The sequence below is a fragment of the Williamsia sp. MIQD14 genome (assembly GCF_051025635.1).
Taxonomy (GTDB): Bacteria; Actinomycetota; Actinomycetes; order Mycobacteriales; family Mycobacteriaceae; genus Williamsia_A.
Map to the genome: position 1 here is coordinate 720,313 of NZ_JBPFDG010000002.1, position 13,875 is coordinate 734,187.

Annotated in this window: 14 protein-coding genes; 9 read left to right on the plus strand and 5 right to left on the minus strand. The window is 70.7% G+C overall.

Translation table 11 applies throughout. The features are described 5' to 3' along the window. Nucleotides 1-6 precede the first annotated feature (6 nt). Entirely contained in the window at nucleotides 7-774 is a 768-nt protein-coding gene (locus ACQ7HM_RS10855; protein WP_434216269.1) for a GAF and ANTAR domain-containing protein, read from the plus strand. Next, nucleotides 771-1,574: a GAF domain-containing protein gene (locus ACQ7HM_RS10860; RefSeq protein WP_434216270.1), complete on the plus strand. Its 804-nt coding sequence runs from the start codon at nucleotides 771-773 to the stop codon at nucleotides 1,572-1,574. Before ACQ7HM_RS10855 ends, ACQ7HM_RS10860 begins: the two co-directional genes overlap by 4 nt. A 6-nt stretch (nucleotides 1,575-1,580) precedes the next feature. Here the strand turns inward: ACQ7HM_RS10860 and ACQ7HM_RS10865 are convergent, their stop codons facing one another. From ACQ7HM_RS10865 to ACQ7HM_RS10880, 4 genes are all read right to left on the minus strand, one after another. Then, nucleotides 1,581-1,949: an FKBP-type peptidyl-prolyl cis-trans isomerase gene (locus ACQ7HM_RS10865; RefSeq protein ID WP_434216271.1), complete on the minus strand. Its 369-nt coding sequence runs from the start codon at nucleotides 1,947-1,949 to the stop codon at nucleotides 1,581-1,583. Then, nucleotides 1,949-3,268, minus strand: coding sequence for a citrate synthase (locus ACQ7HM_RS10870; protein WP_434216272.1), 1,320 nt, complete (start codon nucleotides 3,266-3,268; stop codon nucleotides 1,949-1,951). The genes ACQ7HM_RS10865 and ACQ7HM_RS10870 overlap by 1 nt, the downstream gene beginning before the upstream one ends. Before the next feature lie 74 nt (nucleotides 3,269-3,342). Continuing rightward, nucleotides 3,343-4,272: a carbohydrate kinase family protein gene (locus ACQ7HM_RS10875; protein WP_434216273.1), complete on the minus strand. Its 930-nt coding sequence runs from the start codon at nucleotides 4,270-4,272 to the stop codon at nucleotides 3,343-3,345. Beyond that, entirely contained in the window at nucleotides 4,269-5,282 is a 1,014-nt protein-coding gene (locus ACQ7HM_RS10880; protein WP_434216274.1) for an aldose 1-epimerase family protein, read from the minus strand. The genes ACQ7HM_RS10875 and ACQ7HM_RS10880 overlap by 4 nt, the downstream gene beginning before the upstream one ends. Nucleotides 5,283-5,387: 105 nt before the next feature. Between ACQ7HM_RS10880 and ACQ7HM_RS10885 the strand changes: the two genes are divergently transcribed. From ACQ7HM_RS10885 to ACQ7HM_RS10915, 7 genes are all read left to right on the plus strand, one after another. After that, nucleotides 5,388-6,104, plus strand: a complete 717-nt coding sequence (locus ACQ7HM_RS10885; protein ID WP_434216275.1) for a 5-oxoprolinase subunit B family protein — start codon at nucleotides 5,388-5,390, stop codon at nucleotides 6,102-6,104. After that, nucleotides 6,101-6,982, plus strand: a complete 882-nt coding sequence (locus ACQ7HM_RS10890) for a biotin-dependent carboxyltransferase family protein (RefSeq protein ID WP_434216276.1) — start codon at nucleotides 6,101-6,103, stop codon at nucleotides 6,980-6,982. The genes ACQ7HM_RS10885 and ACQ7HM_RS10890 overlap by 4 nt, the downstream gene beginning before the upstream one ends. 34 nt (nucleotides 6,983-7,016) lie before the next feature. Beyond that, nucleotides 7,017-8,000, plus strand: coding sequence for an oxygenase MpaB family protein (locus ACQ7HM_RS10895; RefSeq protein ID WP_434216277.1), 984 nt, complete (start codon nucleotides 7,017-7,019; stop codon nucleotides 7,998-8,000). 104 nt (nucleotides 8,001-8,104) lie between these two features. Further along, the gene (locus tag ACQ7HM_RS10900) at nucleotides 8,105-9,169 is read left to right on the plus strand and encodes an LLM class flavin-dependent oxidoreductase (RefSeq protein WP_434216278.1); all 1,065 of its coding nucleotides are present in this window, start codon (nucleotides 8,105-8,107) and stop codon (nucleotides 9,167-9,169) included. Next, a complete protein-coding gene (locus tag ACQ7HM_RS10905; protein WP_434216279.1) occupies nucleotides 9,166-9,642 on the plus strand; it encodes a MarR family winged helix-turn-helix transcriptional regulator in 477 nt (158 codons plus the stop codon). Before ACQ7HM_RS10900 ends, ACQ7HM_RS10905 begins: the two co-directional genes overlap by 4 nt. A 73-nt stretch (nucleotides 9,643-9,715) precedes the next feature. Next, complete coding sequence (locus tag ACQ7HM_RS10910) at nucleotides 9,716-10,294, plus strand: TetR/AcrR family transcriptional regulator (protein WP_434216280.1); 579 nt, start codon at nucleotides 9,716-9,718, stop codon at nucleotides 10,292-10,294. A gap of 145 nt (nucleotides 10,295-10,439) precedes the next feature. Next, nucleotides 10,440-10,739, plus strand: a complete 300-nt coding sequence (locus tag ACQ7HM_RS10915) for a DUF1540 domain-containing protein (RefSeq protein WP_434216281.1) — start codon at nucleotides 10,440-10,442, stop codon at nucleotides 10,737-10,739. Between the two features lie 64 nt (nucleotides 10,740-10,803). Here ACQ7HM_RS10915 and ACQ7HM_RS10920 read toward each other — a convergent pair whose 3' ends face one another. After that, nucleotides 10,804-13,848, minus strand: a complete 3,045-nt coding sequence (locus tag ACQ7HM_RS10920; protein ID WP_434216405.1) for an MMPL family transporter — start codon at nucleotides 13,846-13,848, stop codon at nucleotides 10,804-10,806. Between the last annotated feature and the right edge of the window lie 27 nt (nucleotides 13,849-13,875).

Consider the following 13,875-nt stretch of genomic DNA (forward strand, 5'->3'; position numbering starts at 1 on the left):
ATGCCGGTGAACAACACCCACGACAACCCGCCGGAGAACAACCATGTCCGTCACGCCCTGTTCGGTGGCATCGCACAGCTGTGCGAGATCGTGGTGCGACTGACCGAGGTCGACGGTGCGGCGATGGCCTTCTTCGGGTCCGGCGGTGTGGTCCGCGAACTCGTCTACGCGAGTGATGTCATCTCCCAGCAACTCGATGATCTGCAGTTCACGCTGGGTGAGGGTCCCTGTATCGACAGCTTCGTCCAGCGGCGGGTGCACCTCTTCGACGACATCGACGCCGGGCGCGACGGCGAGCGATGGCCCGTGTTCACCGCCGAGGCCATCGCCCTCGGTGCCCGTGCGGTCTTCGCGATCCCGGTCGGCGACTCCGGCACGCCGCTGGGGGTCCTGGAGTTGTATCGTCGGCGTCCGGGGGGCCTCACCGAGACCCAGCTGGCCTCGGCGACGATGTGCGCCGAGGCGGCCGCGGTGACGATCCGACGGAACTGGGATGTCTACGCCGCCGACACCGAGCACGGGGACGGCGCCCCGGCGCCGGTCTTCGAGCCCGGGGAGTTCAGCCGGGAGCGCGTCTACCTGGCGTCGGGGATGGTCGCGGTCCAGCTCTCGGTCTCGCCGGACGAGGCGCTCGGCCGTTTGCGCGCCCTGGCGTACAAACAGGGCCGCCCGGTGAAGGACGTCGCCGAGGACATCGTGTCCCGGGCCATCACCTTCCGCGACGACGAGAACGACGAGGACCGGAACGACGAGCAGAACGAGGGCCGACGATGACTCCCAGCGAGCACACCCGGGGCGCCGACGCGGCCACTGTCGCCGTCGCCGAGATCGTCCACACCCTCACCGAGTCGTTCGACGCGGGGACGGTGATGGAGCGCGTCGCCGACGCGGCACGCCGCGGGCACCGGGCACGTGCGGCAGCGGTGATCCTCCTCGACAGTTCGTCGATCGAGCTGTCGGCGATGTCGGTGGCCGAGTCGACGCGGCCCGACGACGCCCTCGACACCGCGCTCTACGCCCGAGGCCCCGCTCTCACCGCAGCCGCCGACGGGGCGATCACCATGATCGCCGATCTCGACGACGAGCACGAACAGGATCGGTGGCCCACCTTTCGCGCCTCGGCCCGGGCGGCCGGCCTGCGCAGCATGCGCGCGTTCCCGATCACCGTGATGAACGCACCGGTGGGATCGGTCGTCGTCCACGCGGCCGAACCGTGGGGTGCGCACCGACCGGCCCTGCACGGGGCGATGCTGGCCGATCTCGCTGCGATCGCACTGTCGTCGGGTCGATCAGGGAACCGGAGTGCCTCCACCGGCCACGTCATCGGCCGGCTGCTCGAGGACAGTCGACAGGTGTCGATGGCCGTGGGCATCGTCAGTGAACTGATGCAGGTCGACCCGACCCGGGCCCGTCAGGTCATCGTGCGACAGGCGCGGGCACACCGCGTGGCGGTGGCACAGCACAGCCGCGCGATCGTGATGGCGCAGAACCACTTCCGTGGCGACCCACTGCTGGGTGGCCTGTTGTCGACCCCGTCGCAGGAACCCGACGACACGCGGTCGTTCGACAGCTGATCGGCCTCAGCCGACACCCAGCAGGTCGATGACGAAGACGAGTGTCTTGCCCGACAACCGGTGTCCCGCACCCGCGGGACCGTAGGCCAGCTCGGGCGGCGCGATCAGCTTGCGGCGCCCACCGACACGCATGCCGGGGATGCCCTGCTGCCAGCCCGGGATGAGCCGGTCGAGGGGGAAGTTCGCGGATTGCCCACGGTCCCACGAGGAGTCGAACTCCTCGCCGGTCTCGTACTCGACGCCGACGTAGTGCACGTCGACCATGCCGTGCGGCACGGCCTCGTCGCCGTCACCGACGACGATGTCCTCGGTGACGAGTTCGGTGGGCGCGGGGCCCTCCGGAAAATCGACCTCGGGCTTGGTCTGGTCGGCCATCAGCGCTGTCCCATCTCGGTGAAGTCGCGTTCGGTGTACCCGGTGTAGATCTGGCGCGGACGGCCGATCTTCGTGCTCGGGTCGGCGTTCATCTCCTGCCAGTGCGCGATCCAGCCCGGCAGGCGTCCCAGGGCGAACAGCACGGTGAACATGCGGGTCGGGAAGCCCATCGCGCGGTAGATCAGGCCGGTGTAGAAGTCGACGTTCGGGTACAGCTTGCGCTCGATGAAGTAGTCGTCGTGCAGGGCGACGTCCTCGAGGCCCTTCGCGATGTCGAGCAGGTCGTCGGTGACGCCGAGGGTCTTGAGGATCGTGTCGGCGGTCTCCTTCACGATGGCCGCGCGCGGGTCGTAGTTCTTGTAGACCCGGTGTCCGAAGCCCATGAGCTTGACCCCGGCCTCCTTGTTCTTCACCCGGTTCATGAACTCCTTGGTGTCGCCACCACCGGCCCGGATGTCGTCGAGCATCTCCAGGACCGCCTGGTTGGCGCCGCCGTGCAGCGGACCCCACAGGGCGTTGATGCCGCCGGAGATCGAGGTGAACAGATTGGCCTGCGACGACCCGACGAGACGGACCGTCGAGGTCGAACAGTTCTGCTCGTGGTCGGCGTGGAGGATGAACAGCATGTCGAGGGCCTTGGCGACCTCGGGGTCGACCTCGTAGGGCTCGGCCGGGAACCCGAACGTCATGCGCAGGAAGTTCTCGACCAGGCTCAGCGAGTTGTCCGGGTACAGGAACGGCTGGCCGACCGACTTCTTGTACGCGTACGCCGCGATGGTGGGCAGCTTCGCGAGCAGACGGATCGTCGACAGCTCCACCTGCTCGGGATCCTTCGGATCGAGCGAGTCCTGGTAGTAGGCGCTGAGCGCGTTGACGGCGCTGGAGAGCACCGGCATCGGGTGCGCGTTGCGGGGGAACCCGTCGAAGAACCGCTTGAGGTCCTCGTGGAGCAGGGTGTGCCGCTGGATGCGGTTGGTGAAGTCGTCGAGTTCACTCGCGCTCGGCAGCTCGCCGTAGATCAGCAGGTAGCTGACCTCGATGAAGGTCGACTGCTTGGCGAGCTGGTCGATGGGGTAGCCGCGGTAGCGCAGGATGCCGGCGTCGCCGTCGATGTAGGTGATGGCCGACTTGGTCGACGCGGTGTTCACGAACCCGCCGTCGAAGGTGGTCATGCCGGTCTGGGCGAGGAACTTGCCGAGCCCCACGCCGGCAGCACCCTCGGTGGCCTCGACGATGGGGAGGTCGAGTTCGCCTCCGGGGTAGGTGAACTTTGCGGTCTGGGCTTCTGCCCCGTTCGACGAGACTGTTTCCGCGGACACTGGAGGCCCCTTTTCGACTGGCTGGAGGGCCTCGTGGGCCACTTCGGAGGGTGTACGTACGCCTTGAGGTCAACCTAGTCGCTCGTGAGCTCCCCCGCCCACGGAGGGTCGGCGCCGGGGCGCGACACGGTGATCGCCGCGGCGCGGGCGGCGAAGGTCAGCGCGGCCTGCCAGGCGTCGCGGTCGAGGTCGCGCACCGCGTCGGCGCCGAGCGACCCGTGCGCGTCCAGCCAGTGCAGCAGCGCCCCGACGACGGTGTCACCGGCGCCGATGGTGTCGGCGGTGGTCACCGACGGGGCGGCGATCTCGACGGTGAACTCGCCGGTGGTGACCGACAGTCCGGCACCACCGCGGGTGGTGACGACCGCGCCGACACCGGCCTCGAGCCAGTCGGCGGGTCGTGACCCGGCAGGGCCGTCGGCGAGCCAGTCGGCGTCGTCGTCGGACACCTTCACCACGTCGACCGAGGGGAGCCAGCCCACGAACCGCCGGCGGTAGGCGTCGGCGTCGGCGATGACCGGCGTCCGGATGTTGGGGTCGAGCATGATCAGGCGCCCCTGCGCGTGATGGGTGTGCATCATCTGCTCGTAGACCGAGGCGCCGGGCTCGAGCACCAGCGACAGCGTCCCGAAGGCCAGCGCACCGACCGTGCCCGGCAGCGGCCCGGGATCGACGACCTGACGATCGGCGGTGCCCTCGACGTAGAACGTGTAGCTCGCCGCGCCGTCGTCGCCCAGCGACGCCAGTGCCAACGAGGTGGGCGCGGCCGGATCCCGTTGCAGCAGCGACAGGTTCACCCCGGCCGCCCGCAGCGACGCCACGAGTTCGTCACCGAAGTGGTCGGTGGACACGCGCGAGCAGAACGACACCGCCGACCCGAGCCTGCCGAGGGCGACCGCGACGTTGAACGGGCCGCCGCCCAGCGCCGGGCGCAGGGGTGCGAGGCCGCCGGTGTGCGCGACGAGGTCGACGAGCGACTCCCCGCAGACCACGATCTCCTTCACGCCGGGAGCACCTCGGGCCCGGCGGCGTCGCCGCGCGCCTGGTCGCCACTGCCATGGTGGAGCAGTCCCCAACTGCCCGACCACATCTGACCGGGTGCGCAGACGATGAGGTCGGTGCCCGACGCCAGCGCGTTGGGCGGCGCGGTCATCGGTTCGATCGCCAGCGCGCGCCCGCGGCCGGGGAACGCCTGGTCGTGGGCCGGGTCGGCGGTGAACACCTGCGCCCACCTGAAGCCGAGGTCGGTCCACAGTTCGGTGCTCCCGCCGTCGGGCGCGGTGAGTCGGTTGCGGTGGCGGCCCTCGCTGCCGGTGGTCGATCCGGTGCGACCGGGCTCGACGGCGAGATCGGTGAACGGGGTGTCCATCCAGACCCCGTCGATGCGCCGGGGTGACCGGAAGTCGAGGTCGGTGCCCGCGACCGGTGTCGGGTCACCGGCGGGCAGCTGGCGCTGCGGGTCGAGCGGCAGCGTGGCGGCTCCGGCGAGCTGCAGCGTGCAGTCGTCGATGTCGGCGTCGCCGGCCCGGACGAAGGTGTGGTGGCCCAGCGCGAACGGTGCGGTGGTGTCACCGACGTTGGTGACGGTGACCGTCACCGTGAGACCGGTCTCGGCGTCGAGGGCGTACTCGGCGACGAGGGTGAGGTCGAACGGCCACCCCGGGTGGCGACCGATGGGGACCCCGAGGGTCACCGACCGGTCGGTGACCTCGTGCAGGTTCCACTCGACGGTGCGGACGAAGCCGTGGTTGGCGTTGTTGCGGGCGGTCTCGGTGATCTCGAGCTTATGGTCGACACCGTTGAACGTGTAGCGGCCGTCGGCGGTGCGGTTCGGCCACGGCGCCAGCACCAGGCCCGCCGACAGCGGCGGTTTGCCACCCTCGGTGGCCAGTACCTCCGCGGCGTCCCACGTCTCGGTCAGCAGTCGGTCGCCGTGCCGGACCGCTCGCAGTCCGGCCCCGCGGGCCACGATGTCCGCGCTGTAGTCGCCCGCCGTGATCCTGAATTCGCCCACGCCATCGAGTCTGGCACACCGACACCCACCGACAGCCCGGCTCGGGCGTCGTGGTCGGCGCCGTCGCGGTGGTGGCCCACGGCAGCTGCGACGTACGGTGGGTCGATGCGGGAGTTGCCTGCCGGAATCGACGCCGTGCTGCTCGATTTCGCCGACGCCGAGGCCCCGTGGCGTGATGCCCTGATCGCCGCCGACGCCCTGCGCACGGCCGCCGCCGACGGTGCGCTCACCGGCGTCCTCGACGTCGTCCCGACCGCGGAGACGGTGCTGGTGCAGGGGACCCCGGGGGCCGGCCTCGACCGGCTCGGGATCCGTCGCGTGCTGCGCGCCGCGGGCTCCGCTCGCATCGACACCCCTGCCGGCGACACCACTGGCACCGACACCTCTCGCACCGACACCTTCGCGGCGTCACCCGTCATCATCGACGTCGACTACGACGGCGCGGACCTCGCCGCCGTCGCCGCGACGCTCGACGTCGACCCCGGGCAGGTCGTCGCCGCCCACACCGACACCGTCTGGCGCGTGCAGTTCATGGGCTTCGCACCGGGTTTCGGCTACCTCGTGCCCGACACGACCGGACCCGACGGGACACGCACCCCGGTCCTCGACGCCCTGTGCGCGCTGGGACGGCGTGCGGAGTCGAGGTCGTCGGTGCCCGCGGGGTCGGTGGCCGTCGCCGCGGGGTACAGCGCGGTGTACCCGCGGTCGAGCCCCGGCGGCTGGAACCTGTTGGGCACGAGCGCGATCGCGCTGTGGGACGTCGACCGCACACCGCCCGCCACGCTCGCACCCGGCGCCACGGTGCGGTTCCGCGCGACATGACCGGCCTCGACGTACTGGCGACCGGTCCTCTCACCACCGTGCAGGACCTCGGCCGACCGGGCCACGCCCATCTCGGGGTGCCGATGTCGGGCGCGGCCGACCGGGGAGCGCACCGCCTCGCCAACCGACTGGTGGGCAACACCGAGACGGCGGCGACCCTGGAGACCACCCTCGGCGGGTTGCGGGTCCGCGTGGACGACGATGCGTTCGTGGTGGTGACGGGCGCGCCGTGCGCGGTCACCCGCGGCGACACCCCGATGGGGCACGGGGCGGCGTTCGCGGTGCACGCCGGCGACGTGATCACCCTGGGCCCGCCGACCGTGGGGCTGCGGTCGTATCTGGCCGTCCGCGGCGGCATCGACGCCACGCCCGTGCTGGGTTCGCGCGCCACCGACACCCTCTCGGGCCTGGGGCCGCCGACGGTGGCGGCCGGGCACCGACTGCCGGTCGGGTCCGACGCCGGGCCGTGGCCGATGGCCACCGAGTCGTTCACCGCCGCCGCCGCGCACCACGGCCCGATCACGCTGGCGATCTCCCCCGGACCCCGCGCCGACGCCCTGATCGACCCCGAGGCCCTCACCGCGGGGATCTGGGTGGTCGACGCCGCGAGCGACCGGATCGGGGTGCGCCTCGACCGCGATCCGCACCGCTCCGATCCGCCATCGGCCCTGCACCCGGCGAGCACCGAGCGCGCCTCGGAGGGTGTCGCGCTCGGGTCGGTGCAGGTGCCCCCGGGTGGGCAACCGGTGCTGTTCGGTGCCGATCACCCGGTGACCGGCGGGTACCCCGTGGTCGCGGTGCTCACCGCCGACGCGATCGACGCCGCCGCGCAACTCGTCGCGGGCGACCGGGTGCGACTGGTCCCGACACACCGTTGACGAGCCGGGTGAGACGGAATTACTGTTTCGTCTCATGACGGCCACGCATCCCGACCGCACCCCGCGCGCCGACGACGAGATCCCGATGCTGGGTCCCGACTCGGTGACGTGGAGGTACTTCGGGAGTTGGCGCGGGATGCTGATGGGCCTGTGGTCGGGCTCGATGCAGAACATGCACCCGAAACTCGGTGCGGCGGTGTGGGAGCACTCGGACTTCTTCGGTGAGCGATGGCAGCGGTTGATGCGGTCGCTCTATCCGATCTCGGGGGTGGTGTTCGACCGCACGCCCGACACCGGACGCGAGGTGCGCGACCACCACCGCACCATCTCCGGGGTGATGCCCGACGGAAGCCGCTACCACGCCCTCGACCCCGACGTCTTCTACTGGGCGCACGCCACGTTCTGGTACGGCGCGGTGCGGTGCGCCGAGGCGTTCGGGCCGGCGATCTCCGAGGCCGACAAGCGCGCGATGTTCGAGGAGTCGAGGGTCTGGTACTCGATGTACGGCCTGAGCATGCGGCCGTGCCCGGACACCTACGAGGACTTCCTCGCGTACTGGGATCACATGTGCCACAACGCCCTCGAGGACCACCCGGCGGTGCGCACCGTTCTCGACATCGCCGAACTTCCCCCGCCGCCGTGGATGTCGTGGATGCCCGGCGTGCTGTGGCGACCGGCCGCGAAGGTCGTCGCGCGGGGCTTCGTGTGGGTCACGACGGGCCTCTACGACGAACCGGTGCGCGAGTTGCTCGGCCTGTCGTGGTCGGCGACCGACGAGCGGCGGTTCCGTCGGTTCGGGCGCGCCGTCGACGTGACGATGCGCCTGGTGCCGCCGCGGTATCGCGTGCACCCCCGTCCCCGCGACGCGTGGGACCGGGTGTCGGGGCGCGTCGCCGCCGACGCCCCCCTCGTCGAGACCCCGGTCCGCAACCTCCCGCCGGTCGACCGGCGCGGGCTGCCCGAGCACTACTGCCCGGTGAGCGCCGCGCGGCGGGCCGATCTGCCCTGGCAGCGCTGATCGCCCGACGCGATCCTCGCGGTCCGGAATACATGACCGCGCATGTTGTTGTCCGAGGGGAGACGGGCGCGACCGTGACGCCCGCACGAACAGGACGGTGCGCCATGCAGATCGGTATCGACAACTTCGTCTCCTCGGTCGTCGAGTACGACATCGGTCGCGAGATCGACGGTCGCACGCGGATCGCCCACCTGCTCGAGGAGGTCGAGGTCGCCGACCGCTCCGGGGTCGACGTCTACGGCATCGGCGAGCACCACCGCGCCGAGTTCTACGATTCGGCGCCGACAGTGCTGCTCGCCGCCGCCGCGGCCCGCACACGCGACATCCGACTGACCAGCGCGGTGTCGGTGCTCTCGGCCGACGACCCGGTGCGCCTGCACCAGCAGTTCGCCACCATCGACTTGATCTCGAACGGTCGCGCCGAGATGGTCGTCGGGCGCGGATCGTTCACCGAGGCGTTCCCGCTGTTCGGACTCGAACTCGCCGACTACGACTCGCTGTTCGCAGCGAAACTCGACCTGCTGCTGCGCATCCGGGAGAACCCGGCGTCGGTCACCTGGAGTGGTCCGCACCGCCCCGCGCTGCGGGGTCAGGGCGTGTATCCCACGCCGCTGCAGGGCGCGATCCCGATGTGGCTCGGCGTGGGCGGCAGCCCCGAATCCTTCGTCCGCGCAGGCCGACTCGGACTGCCGCTCATGGTCGCGATCATCGGCGGCGAACCGCGCCGGTTCCGCCCGCTGATCGACCTGTACCGCGAGGCCGGTTCACGATCGGGGTTCACCCCCGAGCAGTTGCCCGTCGGGATCCACGCGCCCGGCCTGGTCGCCGACACCGACGACGCCGCAATCGCCGCCGCCTACCCGGGGTGGGCCGACCTCTTCGGTCGCATCGGCCGCGAGCGTGGTTTCGGGGCCCCGGGGCGCGCCGAGTTCGACGCCATGGCCGGACCCCACGGAGCGATGTTCGTCGGTTCACCCGACACCGTCGCGGAGAAGATCGCCCGCGTCTCCGACGACCTCGGCGGTCTCGCACGCCTCACCGTGCAGATGACGAACACGAAGCTGCCACACGACGCGATGTTGCGCGGGATCGAGCTGCTCGGCGGGTCGGTGAAGCCGGCCGTGACGCGGCTGATGGGGGCGAACCCGATCGCCGCGGACCGCACATGACCCCTGACGGGATCGCGTCGGGCGGGGTCGTGTCGGGCGGGGTCGTGTCGGCGAACGAGGCGTGGGAGGCGCTCTACCGGGCGCAGGCGACGATCGCCCGCGAGCTCGCCGACAGTGCCGTATGGGATGAGGTGCACGCCAGCGAGTACGGCGTTCTCCACGCCCTGTCGGCCGCGCACGCGGCGCCGGGCAAGCGGATCACCGACCTCGCCGACGACGTGCTGTTGACCCAGCCGGGTCTGTCTCGGCTCATCGCCCGGATGGAGACCCGTGGTCTCATCACCCGCAGCCGCGACGGCGGCGACGGACGCGCGGTCGTCGTGACCCTCACCGAGGCCGGCCGCGAGCTCTCACGACGGGCGGGGTCGGCGCACGCCCGCGAGGTGTCACGAGCCATGCGCAGTCGGCTCTCGCCGCAGCAGATGGCGCAGCTGCGGGATCTGTGTTCGTTGATGATCGACCCGCACGCCTAGCGCGGATGGTCCGCCCGTCCGCGCGGCCACGGTATGCTTTTGGACATAGTTCGTTGCGAGAGGTGGTGCAGTGATGGCGCGACGCGGTGACACCCGCGCCCGCATGGTGCGCAGCGCCATCGGTCTGATGCAGCGCAACGGCGCCGCCGCGGTGACCGTCGACGCCGTCCTCGCCGACAGCGGCGCACCCCGGGGATCGGTGTACCACCACTTCCCCGGCGGCCGCGATCAACTGCTCCATGACGCCCTGCGTGGCGCGGGCGACACCATGACGTCGCTGATCCGGTCGAACATCGATCAGCCGTTGCACGAGGCGATCGACGGGTTCTTCGCCTTCTGGCGTCATCTGCTCACCTCGAGTGATTTCGAGGCCGGGTGCCCCGTCGCCGGGGCCGCGGTGGGCGGAGCCGAGAGCGATCCCGTCCTGCACGATCAGGTGTCGACGATCTTCGCCGAATGGCACGTCCTGATCCGCGACGCCCTGATCGCCGCCGGTGTCGAGTCCGGCCGCGCACGGTCGGTGACCGTCATGATGATCGCCGCCACCGAGGGGGCGCTGATCCTGGCGCGCGTCGAGCGGTCGCTCGCTCCCCTCGACGACGTCGCGCAGGAGTTCCGGCAGATCCTCGACACCCTCGGCATCGCGGCCTGACCGTCACCTCACCCCGACCCGTAGCGTCCGCGAAGGGGAGCCTGACCTTGCTGGTGGAAACCACATCCCGGTCGTAGCGTGATGCGTGCCAGGCGATCTCGACGCCACGTGATCGCGTGTCCACCCGAGTTTCCCGGAGGTTCCCATGGCCACTCTCGAGATGCCGCACGTCACCGAGTGTTCGGTGAGCGCATGCTCCTACAACCACGACGGATGCCACGCATTCGCCATCAACGTCAGCGGCGACAACGGCACCGCCGACTGCGCCACCTTCATCCCGCTGTCGACCAAGGGCGGCCTCGACGTCGTCTCGCCCCAGGTCGGCGCCTGCCAGCGGGCCGACTGCTCGCACAACGCCGACCTCGAGTGCACCGCCGCGGCCGTGCGCATCGGCGCCGGTGAGGGTTCCGACACCGCGAACTGCCTGACCTACGCCAAGGCCTGAGCCCCGGCACAGTCGTACGACGCACGACGCCCCGCCACGTTCTGCCGGCGGGGCGTCGTCGCGGTCACACCTTCGCCGGCCACCACACGCGGTTGCCGATCACCGCCATCGCCGCGGGCACGAGGACGGTCCGCACGATCACCACGTCGAGGATGAGCCCGACACCGATGGTGAAACCCAGCTGCAACAGGTTGATCACCGTGGCGCTCATCAGGGCGAACATGGTGACCGCGAAGACGACTCCCGCCGTGGTGATCACGCCTCCGGTCGACCCGAACCCGCGGACGATGCCGCTGATCATCCCGGTCGACGAGTGTTCTCGGATCCGCGACGCGAACAGCATGCTGTAGTCGGCGCCCACGGCGACAAGGGCCATGAACGCGATCGGGATCACCGACCAGTCGAGGTCGATGCCCAGAAGGTGTTGCCACACCAGCACACTCACCCCGACGGTCGCGCCGAACGACAGGATGACCGCGAGCACCAGCAGTGCCGGCGCCAGCAGGCTGCGCAGGAGCACGCAGAGGATGGCGAACACCGCGAGGATCGCCACGAGCGCGTAGAGCGCGAAGTCCCGGTCGACCTGATCACTCATGTCGGCCGACAGTGACGCCAGTCCCGTCGACGACACCTCGGCGTGTTCGAGCACCGTCCCGGTCGCGGCGGTGCGGGCGGTGTCGGCGATCCGGCCCACATCCCGAAGTGCCTTGTGCCCGTACGGGTTGTCGCTGCGGATCACGAGCATCCGGGCGGTGCGGCCCGACGGCGACAACAGCAGCTTCGATCCGGCGACGAACCGTGGATCGCTCAATCCCTGTGCAGGGAGATAGAAGCCGGCGCCCGGGCCGGTTGTGGTGTCACGGGCCATCGTCTGCAGATACCCGCCGGCCTCGCCGAGCCCCGCGGTCAGTCGCGCGGTGAGCGCGACGGTCTTGTCGGTACCGTCCTTCACCTGCCGCAGCCCGTCGGCCAGCCGGTTCATGCCGCCCGTGAGTTCGGCCATGCCCGAGGTCAGACGGCCGAGGTCGCCGCGCATCTGCTCGACGCTGCGACCTCCGAGTCCGTCGAGCAGGGCCTGGATCTGGGTCAATCCGGTGCGGATCTCGGGGAGCGCGGTGGTGGCGCGGGCAACCACCACACCGGGGACCCCGGCGATCGCCGACACCTCGCGCAGCGCCTGCGACGCCTCGCCGGCGGTGGCCCGATCGAACACCGCGAACGCCGCGCGGGCGGCGAGGCAGCGTGGGTCGGCGACACACCGCGCATCGGGTGCCGCGGTCAGCATCGGGCCGAAGACCGTCTGCAGGCGCGAGGCCGCGTCCAGGGTCGTCGCATTGCTCTGCGAGACATCGCGGATCAGGTTCCCCAGCACGTCGGCGAGCACCGAGAGCGCCCGGACACCCTGGGGCAGGTCCAGCGATCCCCCGGATGCCGCGGCGACGATCCGCTCGGCGGTGTCGGCGGCACCGAGCACCCCGTCGGCCAACGACACCACCTGATCGGTGCCGGCGACGAGTTCGGGGAGACGGGCGGCGGCCGAGTCGGCGCCGTCGCGCAGATCGGTGACACCCGAGGCCAATTGACGCAGCTGGGGTGTCGCGTCCTGCACCTGTCGATGCGCGTCGTCGAGACGACTGCCGACCTGCCCCACCTGGTACCCGGTCGACGTCTCGGGGATGGGCGCGCCGTCGGGACGCGTGATGGACCGGACGTGGGCGATGTCGGGCAGCTTCGACACCGCCATCGCCATCATCTCCAGCGCCGCGAGGTCGTTGGTGTTGCGCATGTCGTGGTCGGCGCGGACCACGAGGTACTCGGGCAGGATCTCGTTGACGCCGTAGTGCTCCAGGACCGCGTCGTATCCGCGCGTCGAGTCGTTGGCGTACAGCTGCACCGACTCCTCGTCGAAACTCACCCGCATCGTGGGGATCACCATCGCCAGCGCGATCAGCACCACCAGCGAGGCCGCGGCGAGAGGGCCGCGGTGGCGGATGACCGCCGCACCACGTCTGCGCCACCGGCGCTCGGTGTCGGCGCGGGGTTCGAGCCGACCGCGTCCGGCGGCGACCGCCATCAGGGCCGGTGTCAACGTCACGGCCACCGCGAGGATCATTAACGCCCCGATCGCGGTCGGCGGACCGGCGGTCCGGAACATCCCCACCTTCGCGAACCCCATCGCGGCGGCGGCCGCCGCGATGGTCAGCGCCGAGGCCACCAGGATCGGTGACACCCGCCCACTCGCCGTGGTGAGAGCCGCGGTCGGGTCCTGACCCGCCCGTCGCGCATCGTGGTAGCCGGCGATCAGGAAGATCGCGTAATCGGTTCCCGCGCCGAGCAGCAACGCGGTCATGATCGCGATGGTGAAGTTGGAGATCGGCAGCAGCTCGCCGGCGCCGAGTGCGGACACGATCGCACGCGCCACACCGAGGCCGACGCCGATGGTGATCAGCGGGACCATCGCCGCCCACAGCGACCGGTAGGCGATCAGCAGCATCACGGTGATGAGCAGCAGCGAGACCACGGTGATGATCAGCAGGGACACATCGATCGAGGAGAACAGGTCGGCCAGGGTCGGCGAGGCGCCGGTGTAGTACACGTCGAGGCCGGCGGGCCGGGGGATCGCGTCGATCTCGGACCGGATCTCGACGGTGCTGCGGTGCGCGCGGGTGCTGCCCACATCGCCCTGCGCGACGACCATCGCGGTCACGGCCCGGCCGTCGGGGCTGCGCGCGGAGTCCCGCGTCGCGGGATTGCCGTACATGTCGAGCACGTAGGCGACGTTGTCGGTGTCGGCGGCCAGCCTGCGGACCAGTTCGCCGTAGAACTGCGTCTCGGCCGGTCCGATCCCGCGGTCGGCGGCAAGCACGACGTTGCCGACCGCCGTCGAGGCCGGTGATCCGAAGTCGGTCGACATGTCTCGCAGGGCATCCACCGACGGCATGTGGTGGGGCAGGAACGCGGCGGACTTCTCCGCGGCGGTGTGTTCGATCTGGGGCACCGCGAGGTTGAGACCCGCGACCGCGATGAGCCAGAAGCCGATGACCCACCACCGACGCCGAGCCGCGAACGCGCCCGTACGACCGAGGACCGAACTGTGCCCGTGCGCCATGGTGCTCCTGTGCATTGTCACAATCAT